The 18119-nt window shown below is 41.4% G+C and carries 20 protein-coding genes; 12 read left to right on the forward strand and 8 right to left on the reverse strand.

The annotated features are described in order from the left end of the window. Positions 1-60: 60 nt before the first annotated feature. The 4 genes from tolA to ACN20O_RS07530 form a co-directional block, all read right to left on the reverse strand. Complete coding sequence (tolA, locus tag ACN20O_RS07515; protein ID WP_491638666.1) at positions 61-1074, reverse strand: cell envelope integrity protein TolA; 1014 nt, start codon at positions 1072-1074, stop codon at positions 61-63. 127 nt (positions 1075-1201) lie between these two features. Continuing rightward, a complete protein-coding gene (locus tag ACN20O_RS07520) occupies positions 1202-3868 on the reverse strand; it encodes a penicillin-binding protein 1A (protein ID WP_491638668.1) in 2667 nt (888 codons plus the stop codon). 29 nt (positions 3869-3897) lie between these two features. Then, positions 3898-4938 carry a patatin-like phospholipase family protein gene (locus ACN20O_RS07525; protein ID WP_491638670.1) on the reverse strand — a complete coding sequence of 347 codons (1041 nt, stop codon included), beginning with the start codon at positions 4936-4938 and terminating at the stop codon, positions 3898-3900. After that, the gene (locus ACN20O_RS07530) at positions 4938-5144 is read right to left on the reverse strand and encodes an exodeoxyribonuclease VII small subunit (RefSeq protein ID WP_102245310.1); all 207 of its coding nucleotides are present in this window, start codon (positions 5142-5144) and stop codon (positions 4938-4940) included. Before ACN20O_RS07530 ends, ACN20O_RS07525 begins: the two co-directional genes overlap by 1 nt. 231 nt (positions 5145-5375) lie before the next feature. On the opposite strand from ACN20O_RS07530, the gene ACN20O_RS07535 reads away from it, so the two are divergent. The 12 genes from ACN20O_RS07535 to fliW all read left to right on the forward strand — a co-directional run bounded on the left by ACN20O_RS07535 (position 5376) and on the right by fliW (position 14797). After that, a complete protein-coding gene (locus tag ACN20O_RS07535) occupies positions 5376-6212 on the forward strand; it encodes a flagellar hook-basal body protein (protein WP_102245311.1) in 837 nt (278 codons plus the stop codon). A 25-nt stretch (positions 6213-6237) separates the two neighbouring features. Next, positions 6238-7080 carry a flagellar basal-body rod protein FlgG gene (gene flgG, locus ACN20O_RS07540; RefSeq protein WP_491638673.1) on the forward strand — a complete coding sequence of 281 codons (843 nt, stop codon included), beginning with the start codon at positions 6238-6240 and terminating at the stop codon, positions 7078-7080. A gap of 9 nt (positions 7081-7089) precedes the next feature. Further along, positions 7090-7983, forward strand: coding sequence for a flagella basal body P-ring formation protein FlgA (locus ACN20O_RS07545; protein WP_491638675.1), 894 nt, complete (start codon positions 7090-7092; stop codon positions 7981-7983). Then, the gene (locus ACN20O_RS07550) at positions 7980-8771 is read left to right on the forward strand and encodes a flagellar basal body L-ring protein FlgH (protein ID WP_491638677.1); all 792 of its coding nucleotides are present in this window, start codon (positions 7980-7982) and stop codon (positions 8769-8771) included. Before ACN20O_RS07545 ends, ACN20O_RS07550 begins: the two co-directional genes overlap by 4 nt. A 3-nt stretch (positions 8772-8774) precedes the next feature. Continuing rightward, entirely contained in the window at positions 8775-9779 is a 1005-nt protein-coding gene (locus ACN20O_RS07555; RefSeq protein ID WP_491638679.1) for a flagellar basal body P-ring protein FlgI, read from the forward strand. A 94-nt stretch (positions 9780-9873) separates the two neighbouring features. Then, positions 9874-10392, forward strand: a complete 519-nt coding sequence (locus ACN20O_RS07560; protein ID WP_491638681.1) for a hypothetical protein — start codon at positions 9874-9876, stop codon at positions 10390-10392. Then, the gene (flgM, locus tag ACN20O_RS07565; RefSeq protein ID WP_102245316.1) at positions 10389-10706 is read left to right on the forward strand and encodes a flagellar biosynthesis anti-sigma factor FlgM; all 318 of its coding nucleotides are present in this window, start codon (positions 10389-10391) and stop codon (positions 10704-10706) included. Before ACN20O_RS07560 ends, flgM begins: the two co-directional genes overlap by 4 nt. A 42-nt stretch (positions 10707-10748) precedes the next feature. After that, positions 10749-11240, forward strand: a complete 492-nt coding sequence (flgN, locus tag ACN20O_RS07570; RefSeq protein ID WP_491638683.1) for a flagellar export chaperone FlgN — start codon at positions 10749-10751, stop codon at positions 11238-11240. A gap of 9 nt (positions 11241-11249) precedes the next feature. Continuing rightward, on the forward strand, positions 11250-12713 hold the full coding sequence (flgK, locus tag ACN20O_RS07575) for a flagellar hook-associated protein FlgK (RefSeq protein ID WP_491638685.1): 1464 nt from the start codon (positions 11250-11252) through the stop codon (positions 12711-12713). Between the two features lie 12 nt (positions 12714-12725). Continuing rightward, a complete protein-coding gene (gene flgL / locus ACN20O_RS07580; RefSeq protein ID WP_491638687.1) occupies positions 12726-13760 on the forward strand; it encodes a flagellar hook-associated protein FlgL in 1035 nt (344 codons plus the stop codon). 141 nt (positions 13761-13901) lie between these two features. Next, entirely contained in the window at positions 13902-14132 is a 231-nt protein-coding gene (gene csrA, locus ACN20O_RS07585) for a carbon storage regulator CsrA (RefSeq protein ID WP_102245320.1), read from the forward strand. Positions 14133-14224: 92 nt separating this feature from the next. Continuing rightward, positions 14225-14797, forward strand: coding sequence for a flagellar assembly protein FliW (fliW, locus tag ACN20O_RS07590; RefSeq protein WP_491638689.1), 573 nt, complete (start codon positions 14225-14227; stop codon positions 14795-14797). A 76-nt stretch (positions 14798-14873) separates the two neighbouring features. Here the strand turns inward: fliW and ACN20O_RS07595 are convergent, their stop codons facing one another. From ACN20O_RS07595 to ACN20O_RS07610, 4 genes are all read right to left on the reverse strand, one after another. After that, positions 14874-15605, reverse strand: coding sequence for a tetratricopeptide repeat protein (locus ACN20O_RS07595; RefSeq protein ID WP_491638691.1), 732 nt, complete (start codon positions 15603-15605; stop codon positions 14874-14876). An 11-nt stretch (positions 15606-15616) separates the two neighbouring features. Further along, positions 15617-16282 carry an outer membrane protein assembly factor BamD gene (locus tag ACN20O_RS07600; RefSeq protein ID WP_491638693.1) on the reverse strand — a complete coding sequence of 222 codons (666 nt, stop codon included), beginning with the start codon at positions 16280-16282 and terminating at the stop codon, positions 15617-15619. A 133-nt stretch (positions 16283-16415) separates the two neighbouring features. Further along, on the reverse strand, positions 16416-17468 hold the full coding sequence (locus ACN20O_RS07605) for an AI-2E family transporter (protein WP_491638695.1): 1053 nt from the start codon (positions 17466-17468) through the stop codon (positions 16416-16418). Continuing rightward, entirely contained in the window at positions 17465-18109 is a 645-nt protein-coding gene (locus ACN20O_RS07610) for a cyclic nucleotide-binding domain-containing protein (protein WP_491638697.1), read from the reverse strand. Before ACN20O_RS07610 ends, ACN20O_RS07605 begins: the two co-directional genes overlap by 4 nt. Positions 18110-18119 lie beyond the last annotated feature (10 nt).

Raw genomic sequence — 18119 nt, forward strand, 5'->3', positions numbered from 1 at the left:
TCATGTACGTTGACGACCGAAAGACGAAGGCAACGAAGTAGATGATGCCTTATAACGATTTTAACTCTTAACCACGAATCCCCATTGAATTGTGGCCCTGCCACCAACAAGCAAACCTTTCGGAGGGTTTGGAAAAGGGCCGGCTTTATTAAAGGACTCGATCGCAGCTTGATCGAGTTCTCTTACTCCCGATGTTCCTTCAATCTGCATATCTACAATTTGCCCTTTATCATTCAACGTAACAGACACTGATGTGATTAGGTTTTCACTTGCTGGCATTCTTCTGCCTGAGCGGTAAAGATTTTTTGCTTTATCTTTAATTGATGTTCCCCAGTGCTGCTCTAGCTTCTGGCGAATACGGTGATAGAATCCATAATACTTAAACTCTGTCGTATTCAGGTTTGTCATATCTCCAAGTGGGACGTCTTCGACGAAGTCACTATTTTGGGCCAGACCATTTTTGCCAAGCTGTCCTTTATCAACGCCAAGAGCACCGGCGCGGGCCTCTTCATCCATCTTCTTTTTCATCTCTTGTAGAGTTTCTTGCGCTTGGTTTTGCATTTTTTCTACTTCGGCCATTTTAAATCCACCCAGATCACTTAGAGAAAGAGCTTTTTTGAGCGCTTTTGGACGGCTTTCCGCCATCTTTTTTGACTGTGGACGAGACTTAGGTTCTGTTTGAGCTAAAGTTGTTTCTGAGCCGGATTTCTTCCCTAGTCCCGCCTCTTTAAAAGCACCATTTCTTGCGGCCATTGTCTGGCGGTCAAAAGTCTGGTCTTTTTCACCTAAAAAACGCGAGTTCGCGGGCCTTTCATTTTTGCCAGATGTTTCATTGGCAACAACTTGTCTGTTGCGCGCATCTTTGATGGCCTGAAGCTGTTTTGGGGAGATGAATTTAATAGAGTCCAACTTGATGCTATTTTTCTTTTCAGTGAATGCTACTTGCTGAGGCATAGAGAATGAATCAGGTGGGGCGATTTTCTTCACAGCGAAGGCAAAAAAGCCAACATGGAGAATCAAAGAAAAGACTAACGAATAAGAAATTTTCTGGCCGTCTTTTGTTAAGATTTTCATATTTTCATCCCTAATCCACAAACCTTCGCGTCCAATTGCAAAAGTCGTCTTATGTGTATCGGAAAAGAGAGGGAAAAGATTGAGCTGAGATTCGGCACTCAGCTCATTACTTTAATACTTTAGTCACTTATTGATTTTCGAAGTATTCGTCATCGCCAAGTGGTCTGGTTTTTTGAGGTGTCCTAGCACCTTCTTCCACTGGAGTATCAGGTGCTTCCGCAAATGATTCCAAAATGGCCCCTGGACTATTAGGTGCAACTTTTCTACCAGTCTGTTTATCAACCCATGCCTGAGTAATTCCGGCGGGAACTTCAAAAGGCTCATCACCATACTTGCGTACAGTTGCCTTCATGTATTCAGTCCACATATTAACCGGAGCACGTCCTCCAGTTTCACCGTATCCAAGTGTTTTATTGTCATCAAATCCTGTCCACACCGCCGCTACAACATTTGAAGTGTAACCAACAAACCATGCATCGATATAATCGTTGGTTGTTCCTGTTTTACCAGCGACATTTGTTCCAACCGCTCGAGCTGCTCCACCAGTACCACTCGTTACAACACCTTTAAGAAGAGATGTCATTACGTATGCAAGTCTTGGATCGTAAACCTGTTTCCCAGCTAAGCTTCTCGTGAATGGGTTTCCAGCAAGTGCTTCATTCGTTGCTTCTTCATCAACTCCCGCTGGGATTTTCATATCTTTTTCCACTTCATTGATGATGTATTTTTTCCCATCGCGGTCAACAACGGAAACGATTCCATGTGGGACCACATAACGACCACCATTAGCAAAAACAGCGAATGTCGTTACCATGTCTCTCGGGCTTACACCAAATGTTCCAAGCGCGATACTCAGGTTGTTTTCTAATTTAGCGTTGAATCCAATTCTTTCTGCAAATTTTAAAATTGTTCCCACTCCAACTTTGTCAGCAATTTTAATTGTCGGGATGTTTCTTGATTGCTCAAGCGACACACGCATTGTGACCGGCCCTTTGTAATCGCCGTCGTAGTTTTTTGGTTTCCAACTTGAAGCCGAGTCAAACCCTGGCATTGCTTCAGGTGTATCCATAATGATCGTCGTCGGATTGTACCCATGCTCTAAGGCTGCCGCAAAAAGGATTGGTTTAAATGCAGATCCTGGCTGTCTCTTTGCCTGAACAACACGGTTAAACTTCGAGTGATTGTAGTTGCTTCCTCCAACGTAGCTCAGGATATCCCCTGTTTTCGCATCCATTGAGAAAATCGCTCCCTGCACTTCTGCCACCTGATCCAGTCGGCATAAGATATATTTTTGAGCGCGAGTCAATGCCGCACTTTTTGACTTGCTTAGAGCAGTCGTTCCTTCTTTTGTTAAGTACTCAGCTACGCCGACAGATTTTTTAACCATCTGAACGTGAATAAGATCTCCCACTCTTAAAATCGTCGAAGGTTTTGTCACTTCCTGATAGTACGCTGTGTTTTCGTTAATACTTCTTTTGTGTGCCCATTTAAAGTAATCAAAAGGAATGATCCCGCTTGATCCACCTAGGGAGACATAAACGACTCTGGCCGCATCATCAATTTTTGTAACAACGGCTTCGTATTGAACATTCTCTTTTAAAACATTTGGAAGATTATCTTTAGCATTTACACCTGGAACAAAGTTTTCATCCCCTGATGTTACACTTAGACGGTTTTGTTCTTCTTCCATTTCATCGTATGCTTTCTCATCAAAATGGAACTCATAGACTTTGTCGTTATGTTCATTAAGCGTGAAATATGATGACTTCTCTTTAAAAAGATTAATTCTCGATTTCTTTTCAAATGTAACAAACTCATCACTTCCGATGTGGGCGAAAGGTCCTTTATATCCCTGGCGCTTATCGATTTCTTTAATCCCGCGTTGGATTTGCTCCTCAGCTACTTTTTGCAATTCCCAATCAAGAGTGGTCTTAATTTTAAATCCATCAACCAGGAATGATTTTTCGCCAACGACATCAACAACTTTTTGTCTTACCCATTCCGTGAAATAACCAGCTTTAAGTTCGTCTTCGCGCAAGCGGTAAACTGTTTTTTCAGCAACAGCAGCTTTGTAGTCGGCATCGCTGATTTTTTTAAGCTTATGCATGCGCTCTAGTACGTACCCTTGGCGCATTTTAGCGGCGTGAGAGTTTACATATGGAGAATATTTACCGGGAGCAACCAGAAGACCCGCAAGCATCGCTGCTTCTGCCACTGTCACTTCTTTAAGTTCTTTATTATAATAGCCGCGGGCCGCAGCTTTGACACCGTAATACCCACCGCCCAGATAGACCTGGTTAAGGTATAAATAAAGGATTTCTTTTTTTGTTAGTTTCTCTTCGATTCTTTGAGCAAGAATAAAATCTTTAAGCTTTCTGGTAATTGATCTCTCTGAACTTAGAAGAAGCGATTTCGCTACCTGCTGGGTAATCGTACTTCCCCCTTGAACAACACGACCAGCCTTAAAGTTAGCAAACATCGCACGGCTCAGACCCCAGTAATCTACCCCTTTATGCTCAAAGAATTTATCATCCTCAGCTGAAAGGAAAGCATCGATCACTCTTTGAGGAACATCCTTCATTTCAACGATTTCTCTTTTTTCTAATCCAAGCTCGGCCAGGATCACACCATCTTTAGAAATGATCTGTGAGGCCAGGTTTGGTTTATAATCTTGAAGTTTATCAATCTTCGGTAGGTCGAGATTAAAATAAGTAAAGGCAAGCGCCCCCGTCATTCCCGCTAATAGTCCAACACCAAGTAGCGCGAAGACAATTTTTACAATCAAGCTCTTCATTCTCATTCCTTACAGGTAAATCCTTTTACTCAGATCTTCTCGTTCGATGAATTTTTTTGTTGAATCAGTTTTTTTAGAGTTCCGGCCTGGCCCTCTACATATTCCTGAGTTTTTAATAAATAAAATGCTCCGTTCTCAGTTGAGTCCAGACTCATTTTTGAAACCGGGATAGAATAGAAGTAATCAAATCCTTTTTTCTCACGAGCAATGCGCCCTGAAACTCGGCCATAAACACCGATAAGGAATTCATTGGAATCTTCAAAATCAAACTTTGAACCAAGAACATCTGCACCAATCGCAAAATCTGCCCCCAGTCTCTTCATTAGTCCAGGATTGAAAACTTCGTTTTCAAAAGCGGCAGTATATTGGTTGCCTTTTTTTCTAGGATCAACAGAGTTGCTCAACTTCAAATTCATCAGCAGTAAATCGCGGATATTTCCCTTGTCGAAATAGTACGTCTTTTTAGTCTTTGAATTATAAAGAGTGATATAGAGCTTTTTCGTTGTATCCTGAATATTTTTATTTTTTAGTTTATCCAAAAGAAGTGTATCGATTTCTTCCAGCCATTCAGCATCGTATGGGCGATACTTTCTCTTTTCCTTGAAGTAGCGGTAAAAATTCCACTCAATTACTTCCGGGGTCATTCCACTTGCATACATCGCTGCTACCACGGCTCCAAACCCTGTTCCCGTCACAATCTGAGGAGAAAGGTTTTGTCTTTCTAAATATTTTAAAAGGGAGACATAGTTGATAGAGCGGTAAAGCCCTGGACCTAAACTAAGACCGATGCGCAGTTTTCTCGCTACACCTTGACCAATTGTTGCCGCATCTTCAACGGGAGTAAAAACATCTCCTCCTCTATCTCCCAAACGGACAGTTTCTTCGTTAGGAATCAATTGAGGTGTTGCCCCTGAGCCCACACCAATTTCTTCCGGCAGTCCCATGTCGACTTGAGCAGGAACATTCGTTTGATTTGAAGTTGTTGAGTTTGTTTTACTAGTCGCAATCGGTTGCACCGATCCACAGGAAGCTAAAACAATTAAAAGGCAGCATAGGAGTAAACGATTCATTAAAGGTCTTCTTCTTTTAAACTATCGGTTAATACCGCAATCTTTTTTTCAGCAACTGATAATTGGTCTTTGCACTCTTTATAGAGTTTAGTTCCAACCTCAAACTGTTCTAAACTTTGTTCGAGGGCCAGTTCACCTGATTCTAGTTTGGATACTATATTTTCCAGCTCTTTGAGAGATTCTTCAAAAGATTTCTTTTTTGTCATAATCTGCCCCTTTATTTAACCGAGTCTTTTAAACCTGTATTATGTGTCAAAATCCCTACACTTACCGATCTAAAATTTCCTCATAAGTTCCTTTATCTTTAAGGGCTAAGATACATTATCAAGCACTTACTTGGAAGCATTTTGAGAGGGACAATTTTACCTATGTAGGGATATTGGCACTCGGCACGTTATAGTTAACTTAATAGTCATCTCAAAACCGGAGGAAGCTTTTTGAGAGAACTTTGGGTGCCCCTATCAGGCGCAATTGCTCAACAACGACAAGTTGAGACGATTGCTAACAACGTGGCCAATGCAAATACTCCTGGGTTCAAAAAAGACCAAGTCGTCTTTAAAGAATATCTTGCTGCCCTGGAAAAGGGTGATCAGCAAGGCGTTGATCTACCAGAAAAAGACTGGAAACCAGAAGACTTCTATAGAAGTTACAACGCAGAAGACTCTTTTGTTAAAGTCGATGGAACCTACACTCTTCATGAACAAGGTCAATTAACTCCTACTGGAAACTACTTTGATAACGCTCTTAATGGGCCAGGCTTCTACGAAGTCCTGACGCCTAATGGTGTTCGCTTTTCAAGAAAAGGTGCCTTCAGCATTAATGCTGATGGGAAGCTTGTGACGGATCAAGGATTTTTAGTCCTGTCCAAAGATGCTCCACCAGTTGCTGGGGCTGACGGAAAAATGAATTTTGCTTCATCTCCTGAATCGCGTGCAATTACTGTTGGAAACGGAAAATTCTCTATCAGCCTTGAAGGTGAAGTTTTTAACGGCGCTAATAAAGTTGCTGATATTGCAGTGACGGAATTTAATGACGTTCACGCGCTTAAAAAAGAAGGAAACTCTCTTTTTATCAACCCAGATCAACAAAACGTTAAAGTTGGCGATCTAAAGACCAGCATTCACCAGGGATTTGTTGAACAATCCAATGTTAATGCCGTGTCTGAAATGTCTAACCTGATCAATGCCAATCGTAACTTTGAATCGATCCAGAGAGTGATTAAGACCTACGACAACATGAGTTCAAAAGCAGTTAATGAGATATCAAAATTTTAATGGGGTGTGAGCTTTGAAAAAGAAAATGAGTAAATTATTTTTGATGATGTTAAGTTTAGCGACCATGTCTGAAGCGCAAGCAATGCTCAAGGCCCTGCATACAGCTGCCTCGGGAATGAGCGCACAGGAAACAAACGTCAACACGATTTCAAACAACATCGCCAACGTCAACACAACAGGTTTTAAAAGAGGCCGTACAGAAATTGATGATCTAACTTATGAAACAATCCAGGAAGCTGGGGCAAGATCATCTTCATCGACAAACTACAATGTAGGAACTCAAGTAGGCTCTGGAGCGAGAGTTTCAGCGGTAAGAAAAGAGTTCACTAACGGATCCCCTCAAATCACCAACAACCCGTTTGATTTAATGATTAACGGGGATGGATTCTTTGGGGTTATCATGCCAAACGGAGAATTGAAATTTACTCGCGACGGATCTTTCAACGTCGATGCCCAAGGGCAAATGGTGACTAAACAAGGATACAAAGTTTATCCAGGATTTAGTTTCCCACCTAACACTTCAAGTGTTTCGATTTCTGAAGATGGAAAAATGCAGGCCTTCACTAAAGGTGGAGCTGAGCCAACAGAAGTCGGACAGGTGCCAATCTTTACTTTCGTCAACCCAGTTGGACTTAAATCGACAGGGATGAACCTATACCAAATCTCTCTTTCAAGCGGGCAGCCTGTCCAAGGGATTGCTGGAATGGATAACGCCGGATCAATCATGCAAGGGGCGATTGAAACATCTAACGTAAGCCCGATGACTGAAATGACTGATCTTATTCGCGCACAACGTGCTTACGAGATGAACTCGAAAGTTATGGGTGTAGCTGATCAGATGATGCAAACGATTAACAACATCAGATAAGAGATTTTAATGAAGTATTTGCCCTTTTTATTCACATTATCTACTTTTGCAGTAAGCGCTTCGGAGTGCCAGGTCGAGCTTTTCTCTAAAGTGTACCGCCTGCAAAAGGATCAGCCTTTAGTTTCTCGTGATATCGTTCGCGACTCTAACTGCTCTCCTGAGATCACGAATAAACTAGGTTCAATTGTTTCTAACTCAGAAGGAACTGTTGGGACGGACTTCTTAAAATCTGAACTTCAAAAAGATTTCTCTGATGTGACAGTTACTTTTGCCAACAAAAAAATGTCTCTATTAGATTTTAATTCAGCAATCAGAGACCAACTTCTTCCAGAAAGCAACCTTCACTTTACTCAAGCAAGAAGCCTCAATGGCCTAAGTTCATTGGGATTAGTTGAAGGCGAACAAATGCGCGCTGTCTGCGACGCTTGCCAGAGCTTCGGTGAAAAAAACATCAAGATCGATATCACTAACGTTGTAGCTAATTCAACCAGAACTCTTTGGTTTGCTTCAAAAATCATGGCCAAAGTAAAAGTGGTTAAAGCAAAACGCAATCTAAGCTTTCAGCAAAAGAATTTAGAGCCGGAAGATTTCTACTTCGATGAAGTTTTAACAATGACTCCAGATAATGCTTTAACAACTCTGGACAACATCCGTTTCTACAAGTCAAACAAAACGATTCTTCAAAATGCTGTCGTATCTAACCTAGACCTGCAGGCCGTAAACCTGGTGAATTACGGAACACCTGTAAACGTTTCTCTTGTCAGTAACAGCATTGCCCTTCAAAAAATGGCCATGCCAGTTCGCTCGGGGCGTTTCGGTGAAACAATCGAACTTAAAGGACCAAATAATAAAAATATTGCTGGAAAAGTTGTGGACTATAACAAAGTGGTGATTGAACTATGAAAATGAGAAATGCGATTCTTTTATCTTCTTTAACTCTGTTTGCTTCATGCTCGTCTTTTATGGATGGTATGTACCGCGATCTTGACCGCCAAGGACGCGTTAACGCTGACGAAGAAGAACAAAATCAACCGTACCCAGATCAGTTCGATCAATACAGAAAAAACACGAAAAGAAGAACATCTTCTGTTTATAACAAACCTGGAAGAAACCGTGGTGACACTGTTTCAACAGGAAGCCAAAGAATGCTCAACCCAGAAGTAAAACGAAAATATCAAGACGAGCGCGTGGCCCTAAAGCGAACAACAGCAAGTGACCTGACTGACAACGGAAACGATGGAAGTCTTTGGGGAAGTGCTGATCCAAACGCTTTTTTATTCGCAACCAGCAAAAGTAAAAGCTCTGGAGACATTATCCAGATCAACGTTTTAGCAAAACTAAGAAATGAAATCACGCTAGAGTTAAAACGCGCATTCCCGGATAACCCGTATGAAGCAAGATCAGCTGGGGATGAAAAGAAACCTGACGCTGCGGCACCAGCACCGACTACGGCAACTGCAAAATCTGCAGACGCTGCAACAGATGCAAACTCTACGGATAAAATCTCAAGTGTGGTTGTTGAGGAAATCAACCGCGAGCACTTACTGATTAAAGGAAGAAAGAACGTTCTATATAAAAACAGAAAGAGAATGGTTGAAGTTCAGGCACTAGTCTCTAGAAAAGATATTACAGATGATGACGTTGTAAACTCTGACTCTATCATTGAATCAAACGTTTCTGTTGTGAGGTAATTAATGAAAGTATGCACACTGGCACTTACTCTACTTTTAACGACTCCAGTTTTTGCTGCTCCTTCAAGACTTAAGGACATCACTACTGTTAAAGGAGTTCGTGAAAACCCAGTCATCGGATACGGTCTGGTTATCGGTCTTAATGGCACAGGAGATGCTGGTGGAGAAATCACAAACTCTTCTCTTAAGAAGATGTTTGAGAAACTAGGTTTAAATCCTAAGTCTGAAATTACATCTAAAAACGTTGCCGCTGTTGTTGTTACTGGGAAGCTTCCTCCATTTGCCCGCGTAGGACAAAAAATTGATCTTGTCGTTTCAAGTATCGGAGACGCTTCTTCTCTTGCTGGTGGGACACTATTAGTGACTCCGCTTAAAGCAGGTGATGGGAATATTTATGCTGTGGCCAGCGGTCCTCTTTCAATTGGTGGATTAAAAAAAGGAGCTAAGTTTGCAACAACTGCAACACTTCCAAGTGGTGCAACAGTTGAGCGCGAAGTGATCACTGAATTTGAAAAGAAAAATTCATTAAGACTAAGCCTGAATATTCCCGACTTCACAACTGCCGCTCGCGTGGAAAAAGTTATCAATGAAGAACTGGGTGGAAAGTTTGCTTCGGCAAAAGACTCAACGACGATTGATCTAGTTGTTCCAAATCAGTACGAGAGAAACATCGTGCAGTTGATGGCCATTATCGAAAATTTTAAAGTAAACACTGACTCTGCTGCAAAGATCGTTATCAACGAAAGAACTGGAACGATAGTGGCCGGTGGAGATGTTATGGTAAAACCAGTGGCCATCAGCCACGGGGACCTGACAGTCGAAGTAAAAGGCGAAGGCGACGCTAAGGCCGCTAAACCAGGTTCAGTCTATTACATGGAAAAAGGCACAACCTTGAGTGAATTAGTCAAAAGTTTAAATGCATTTGGTGTAGCTCCAGAGGATTTGATCTCTATCTTTCAAACACTTAAACGAGACGGAGCTCTCGTGGGCGAAATTGAACTGATCTAAGGTCAGACTTTGTAAATTTTATATCTAGCTATAGATCACTCATTGATGCTAAAATTTTTAAGACTTCGTACTCATAAGCTTAGGAAGAGTAAAAATGAGTGATACTAAAATCAATCCCCAAATTAACCGCGGTATTTCCGTCAATGATCAGGTAAAGCCTAAAGAGCTTAACCAAGGTAAAACCATTGATGACCGCCAGTACATCCCAAAACAATTCAAAGACGTCGCTGCAAGCATGGAACAACAGTTTGCAGAAATGATGATTGAACAAATGAACCGCACAGTTGATGAGGCCGGCGGTGAAGACGGTGGCGGCGGAATGGCCATGGACTATTATAAGTCCCTACAGAAGGGCGAACGTGCCAAAGCTCTGACAGATCAAAATAGTCTGGGACTTCAGGACATGATTTTGAATCAAATTTATCCCAAAAGGATGCGAAATGAGGTAGCTTTGAGGCAATATGAGGCTCAAGCAAACCGCATACACCAGAATTTGCCTAGCTATAAAATTGACAGGAAAACAGATACAATTGAAATGGGGAAGAATGATTCTACCCCAATGTCTGATGAAAAAGCTCTTTCAGACAAGAATGAAAGCGGAGGCTTACAATGAGCAAAGTTGACAGTACATCATCTCGCTCGATCTTCCTTCCAAACAAACGCGAAAGCGGAAAAGTTGGATCTACAGGTCTTACAAGAAATTCAGATATCAGAAGAGAAGAGCTAGAAACATTCTCGAAAAATGATTCAAAAGTAGATATCCCTGACGCAATCAAGGACTTCTCTCGCATTAAAAAAGTAGCTGATGCTGCTCCTGCGATCGATAACACAGATAAAATTGCACGCTTAAAAGCTCAAATCGCAGCGGGAACATACAATGTAGACGCTGGTGATTTAGCAGATAAAATCATGGAACAAGAGTTTTAGGACTCTCCCTGAATTTAATCGATATCTAGGATGGATCATCGAATGAAAGATAAACTGGCCCTACTCTATTTTGAAGTCACTAATCTATGGAAGCAGTTCTGTGAAGAGCATAACGAGCTTTTCAATCTTACGTGTGACGAATACTCGCTTCTTTTAAAGAGCGACCTTGAGCTATTAGAAGAAAAAATCACCGAAAAAAATGAATGTATCGCTCGTATCGGGACTCTGGAAATGATGAGAAGAGACCTAATTAAAGATATCAGCGCTCTTTATCCCGAAAAAAATATCGACAGCGTTTCAGCTTTGCTGGAAGTTATGTCGAACTACGAAATTGAAAGCAATCAAAAACACCTGTTCCGTTTCAATGCATTGTTAATCGACATCATTGAGAAGATTCAGGCGCAAAATAAACGCAACCAACTTTTTATCAACAAAGCACTACACTCACTTCAGCAAATTCGCATCGAAGCATCGGGAAAGAAAAACTACTCGACTTACTCTGCGAAGGGCTCTGCGGTAACGACGAGCACGTAAGGAGAAGATGTGGCTGATTTATTAGGCATTGGGAAATCCGGTCTTAACGTTTCAAAGAAAGCCCTTGAGGTGACCGGGCACAACTTGTCTAACGTCAACACTGAAGGATACTCACGCCAACGTGTCATGCAGTCTACGGCCATTCCTGTTTCTGTCGGCGGATTCGTCCAGGGAACCGGGGTAAAAGTTGATGGTGTCAGACGCTTTAACGATGAATTCATCGACAAGCGCTTAAACACTGCTCTGGCCAATAATAAATTCTATGAAGCGAGAACTGAGCACCTTGAACAAGTTGAAAACATCTTCAACGAGCTGGACTCAGACGGATTAAACCAGGTTATCAACAAATTCTTTAACTCTTTTAGAGAGCTTGCCAACCAACCTGAAAATGAAACGATCAGATCAGTCGTTCGCGACAACGCGAACCTGGTTATTAAAGACTTCCGCCGTATCCGCAGGACTCTTGATACTCAATCAGGAAACATCGACAGAAAGATTCAAAACTCTGTTGCTGATGTTAACCAGCTTCTTCGTCACATTGCTGACCTTAACGGAAAGATCACGACAATTGAAGCAGCTCAAGGTGAAACTGGAGACCTTCGCGACCAACGCGATATGGCCTTAAGAAACCTTTCTGAGAACTTTAAAATTCACACTTACGTTGATGAAAAAAACCGCTTTATCGTAACAGCTCAGGGAATCGGGACACTGGTAACAGGTCTTCACGTTCAGGAGCTGGGAACGGTGACTCAAAATAAAAATGATTCTAGTAACGGAATGAATGGTTCTGTTGAAATCGTTTTAAAAGACCGTCCGTCGCAAAAAATCACTGATCTTTTCAAAGGTGGAACTCTTGCGGCGATTATTAAAGTAAGAAATGAAGATTTAAAAAAATTACAAAATGATATCGATGGAATTGCTTACCAATTTACGTCGTCAGTAAACTCTATTCACCGCCAGGGATTCGTTAACCGCGAAATCACTATTGGTGCCGATGGAAAACCTGCAGCTGTAGATCACAAGGGATTAACGACCGGTCTCGATTTTTTTAAACAGCCTCTTTCTGTAGAAGAAGCTGGTAACGAAATCGATCTTTCTGACTCGGTTAAAGCGGACCTGAGCAATATCGCAGCAGCTCTTTCGCCAAACGCTCCTGGTGATAACCGTGTAGCTATTGCGATTTCAAAACTTCAACACGAAAGAATTTCAGGTGACGGAAGCGTTACTCTGGAAGAAAAATACTTACAGACGATTGGTAATATCGGTCTAGAGACAGGTAAAGCGCGCATCGACTCGGAACAAGCGACAGGAATTCTCGCCCAGGCAAACAGCTTGAGAGAGAGATTAACGGGTGTTTCAATCGATGAAGAGACAGCTAACATGATCCGCTTCCAGCAAGCTTATCAGGCTTCTGCAAAGATCATGCAGGCAGCAGATGACATGTTTAAAACAGTACTGGAATTAAAACGCTAGTTGGATAAATAAATGACAAGAGTTTCAGAAAACAGTTCAACCGCCTCTCTTCAATACGCTTTAAATAAAACGAAAGCGAAAGTAGAAGATTTACAACTAAAGGGTTCAACCCTTAAGGCGATCACGCGTCCTTCTGACAACCCGGTTAGTAACGTTGAGGCCATGGCCCTGACGTCTTCTACCAACGACAACCTTCAATATTTAAAAAACGCTGACTTCGCTCTTTTAAACCTGAGCGTGAGTGAAAAATCAGTTGAAGAGTTGACTGACATTATCGTTAAGGCAAAAGAAATCGCCATCGCCCAGTCTTCAGACTTCTTCAACGCTGACGTACGAAAGAACGTTGCTAACGAAGTTCAGCAGCTCTACAACCAGGCACTGGCCATCGCCAATAAAAAAGTTGGGATCAAGCATATCTTCTCTGGAACAAGCACGCTGACAGTTCCTTTCGATGGAAATGGAAATTACAAAGGCGACAAAGGCCATATTTCATTGGAAGTTTCGAGAAACTTCTTCGTGCCGATCAATCTGACTGGGGAAGAAGTTTTCTATAATACAACTGATACTGTAAAAGCAGAAAACCCATTAGAGAAATTTGATCAATTCAAAGACGCTCCATCAGTTAGACTTAATCGCGACCTGGCCTCAGTTGAATCTGAAGGTGCGAAAGTCGAAAGTGCTGAAGGCACTGAAGACGGATTTAAATCACGCGATAATATCTTCTCTCAGCTTCAGGCACTAACAAGTGCACTTGAAAATAACGATCCTCAAATGATTCAAGGTCTCCTTGAAAAATTCGACAATACAGTCTCTCGCCTTGTTACCCTGAGAACTCGTATCGGATCGATCACAAACTCTGTAGAATCATCGAAAAACAACCTTTCCAACGAAAATATCGAGCATGCTTCCAGACGCAGTGCTCTTGTTGACGCTGATGTGACCGAATTATTTTCGGATATCAACAAACAGCAGGCCATTCTTAAAACAACCTATCAGGCAAGTCAGGGACTTATGAATCAATCCTTGATGGACTTCCTGCGTCGTTAATTCTCCTCTTCATGCACTGCCCATTGTCATTATCCGAAAATAATTTAGTTTTTGCTTGCAATTTAATTAATCAGATAATATATGAAGCATTGCAAGCCGGATCAGGAAAGACTTCCGGCGAATGATTTCTGAGGTTGATTTATGCTCGTGTTGACAAGGAAGCTAGGCGAAAGCATCGCAATAGACGATCACATTAAAATTGTAGTTGTTCAGATCAAAGGAAAACAGGTCCGTCTTGGTATTAAAGCGCCACCAGAGACCAAAATCCACAGAGAAGAAGTCTATAAGGCCATCCAAGACCAGAATACAGAGGCTTCACAGGCCGATTTAAGCTCAATTGCCGATTTAGCTAATGAGTTAAACAAGAAGTAATTTCCTGCTTGCACTTTTGCCCCTACGGCTGTTAAAATCTTTGCATAGAGGTCGGGTATTCGACCGTGGTGCACAAAGCGGAGGCTTTAACAGTGAAAATCAAAACTACTAGATTTGGCGAACTAGAAGTCGACAAAAAAGACATTATTGAGTTTACAGAAGGTTTACTCGGTTTTGAAAACCTAAAAAAATTCTTCATCGTTGATCCAGGTGATCAAACGCTTATTCTTTGGCTTCAATCGACTGATGATGCAGCTACTGCATTTCCAATCATCGAACCAAAAATTTTCCAACCTAACTACATGGTAAAACTTCTTCCAGTTGAACTTAACAGTTTAGCACTAGAAAATTTATCAAATGCAAGCGTGTACACAGTGCTTACTATCCCACAAAACGTTACTGAAATGTCAGCGAACCTAAAAGCGCCGGTCATCATCAATAACAAAACAAAGATGGCGAGACAGATCGTTCTTCAAGATTCAAAACTAGAAGTTCGTTTCAAAATGTACATGGATCTTAAGAAGTACATTGTTAACTACTCTACGAATGCTTCAGATGATTCTAAGAGAACTAACGTTGCTCAAGCTGCCAGAGACAATGGAACAACTGTTGTTTCAACAATCGCAGCTACGACAACGAAGAACAATTCTCCAGAGGCTAACTAATTCATAAATTAAAATTGATATAAAAAAGGCTCCTCATGGGAGCCTTTTTTATTTGTGCTTAATCGTTTTAAGAATTTTATAGGCGAGTTTCAGTCGCAGTCTTAGAAAGGTTCATATACATGCTGGCCTCAGCATGGAATGGATCTTTAATCAGAACCTTCTCCCACTCTGCTTGAGCTTCAAGAACATTTCCATTTCCATAGTGGATTACCCCAAGAGCAATGCGTGCTGGAGCGAAGTTTGGCTCTTCATTTTTAAGATTTCTAAGCTCTTCAATCGCTTTAGCAACAAAGCCTTTTTTAGCGTAAACCTTGGCAATTTTAATACGTGCATCCAGGTTTTCCGGGTCAAGGCCCACGACTTTATTAAACTCAAATAGAGCTTCATCGTAGCGGTTATATGACAGGTATAAATCTGCAAGTTCGTAGTGTTTAGAAGCGAATTTTTTATTGATGTGCTTGTCTTCCATCAGACCAGCACCTTTGTTTTTGCCTTTTACGCGCTCATTGGCTGCATCAAAAACCTTTTTAGCGTCTTCGTATTGTCCAATGTCGTTGTATAAAACAGAAAGGCTGATAGCTGCGTCTGTGTGTTCAGGGTTTAGGTTTAAAACTTTGTTAAAAGCTTTAATCGCCTTCCCGATTTCTCCATTGATATGGAAAATATTTGCCAGAAGAAATAGAGCATCGACATTGCGATCGTCTGATTCAATGATTTCATTTAAAACGACCTGCGCTTTTTTATATTCCTGCTTCTCAAAGCATTCGCGAGCTGTCTTAAGTAGTTGTTCATTGTTTGAAGTGTACATTCTGTGCTCTCCTACTTTGATTCTACCGGATGTTCCGCTAGTTCTTTATTGGCCTTTTCTACGTTGGCCATAATGCGCGGGCGTTCTTGTTCGTTTTTTAGTGTGGATAAAATGTCTTCGTAACGGTTTTTAGCCGCGAAAAAGTCTTTTGTTCTAAAGTAGAAATCTGCAATGTAGATTTCTTTTTTCTCTAACATATCTTCGATTTGAGCGATTCTCTTCTGAGCATCTTTTACATATTCAGTGTTTGAATAAGTCGTCATCAACTCATTGTAGTATTTAATCGCTTCAACTCCCGCAGAAAGATCGCGGTCGTATGTTTCTGGAAGCTGGCGGTAAAATGATTCTGAAATCCTGAAGATAACATAACCAAGCTCGTTGTATTTCGGGTGGAAATCGCGGAAGAGAATATAGGCCGCTGCCGCTTCAGCGTAGTTTTCTTGAGAAAATAAAATATCTGCCTGAAGAAGTTCTGCGTGAGTCGCATAGAAGCTGTATGGGTATTGAGAACGGATCAGGTTAAGTTTTTCCGTGGCCTGGATATAACGAGATTTTCCAACCAACTCCTGCGCTTCCTTGTAAAGAACTTCTGCTTCTGTCGCTCCCTGTGGTCTTTTAGTCGCACAAGAAATCACTAAAACAGACAACGCCATTACTAAAAACTTAACAACTTTCAACGATAGCTCCAAACGAGGTTCTTAATGTTAAAAATGTATCATTTTGGCGAAGGCTACGACAAGGCTAAAGGCATTGGAATGATTGAAAAATACACCCTGTTTTTAAGGGGTTGAGTAAGAGGCTCCAAGCTTTTTACTTGGAGCGTTCAGTATAAATTTCGTTGTAGATTTCAGTGATGATAAGCTTGATGGCTGCGACTACCGGGATTGAAATAACCATCCCTGTAATTCCGGCATAGTGAGAGCCTACAATAACACTGATTGCGACGATCATTGGGTGCAGGTTAACGATTTTTGAAACCAGGAATGGGAATACAAAAAAGGCGTCAACCGCATTAGCGACGGCATAAAGAATCAGTACCGCTCCCATCGTTGGCGATGTTAGTCCATACTCAAGCATTGTTAAGATAATGGCCGGGATCACACCCAGTATTGGACCGACATAGGGAACGATGTTGGTTATTCCAGCAGCAAACCCCAAGATAACGGCGTTATTAATTCCCATGATCAAAAGACCAATGGTGATGATCCCACCAACAATCACCGCCTCGACAAACTTTGCAAAGAAATAGTCTCCAAGCTGACGATTGAAAACGTGGATAACGTAATAAAAACGCTCAAAGATGGTATTTGGTGTAAAACTTAGAAGCGTCTTTTTAAACGAGTCTGAATCGCGGATTAAAAAGAATGTGAAAAAAGGAACTAAGAAAATCCATTCTAAAAGAGTTGCAAGGTAGTTGGGAACTTTAACCACAAACTCACTTGCCCATGTTTCTAACTGAGAAAGAGTCTGAAAGACATACCCATCGGCCAGTTCATGGCCTGTTTTCGCCTTGATAAAAGCAGTTACGACTTCGTATTGAGTGATAACATACTGTTCGATTTGCGGAAGATTGTATTGAATATCTCTCGTTTGCATTGAGAGAACCGGAATCACTTTAAAAAGTGGCAGACCAATTAACACCGAGAGAATCACGAAAACAATTAATGTCGCTTTGGTTTTACTTAAATGGAAGCGCATTAAGTAGTTTACGATTGGAGTCAGGGCCAGCGATAAAATATAGGCCAGTGAAATGGGAATTGAAATTCGTGGTAGAGCCAATACCAGAGTACAGAAGAGCAAAATCACAACTGCAAAAAAGATCAGCTGGATTTTGACGATGTTTTTTCGACTACTCAAAATCATGTTTGCTCTTTTGGTTCGTGGTTTTTCTCAGCTAATTGACGCTCTAACTTTCTTAAGCGTCTAGTGATTTTGCTTGCTTCTTCCGTCATATAATAAAGGCGATCAGCAAGTGCCAGTGAGATTGACTGAATCAACTTCGCAGCAATCACAGGGTGATTTTCAATTAAATGCTCAAGGTCTGGTTTAAATATACCAATCAATTCACAAGGGCTCTTCGCCATCGCTGTTGCTGATCGTGGGTGAGCATCCTGAAGTAAAGCCATCTCTCCGAAGTAGCAGAATTCATCCAAGACCAGGAATTTTTCTTCGCCAACTTCATGCCCATAATCTGTTCTTGATAATTCAATTAAGCCAGAGAAGATGAAATAGAAACCGATACCAATTTCACCTTCGCGAAATACTGTATCTCCCTCTGAAAATTTGCGAGAGTGCATGAACTTAGCCAAGATTCTGAGTTCGTTGTCGGAAAAGTTTTTTAGGAGCTCCACGTTTCTTAAAAAGCGCGGAATTGAATCACGGCGCAGTTTACTTAATGGATTGGCCATCCATAAGTATTTCATCATCCCGAAGTCAATTCTCTTTGAATGGCTTTCGCCTTTGTTGCCAGATTCTTTGACTTCTTTTTCGTAAGAGGCGCTCATCGTTTCTCCA

Source organism: Bacteriovorax sp. As-1, from assembly GCF_058446905.1.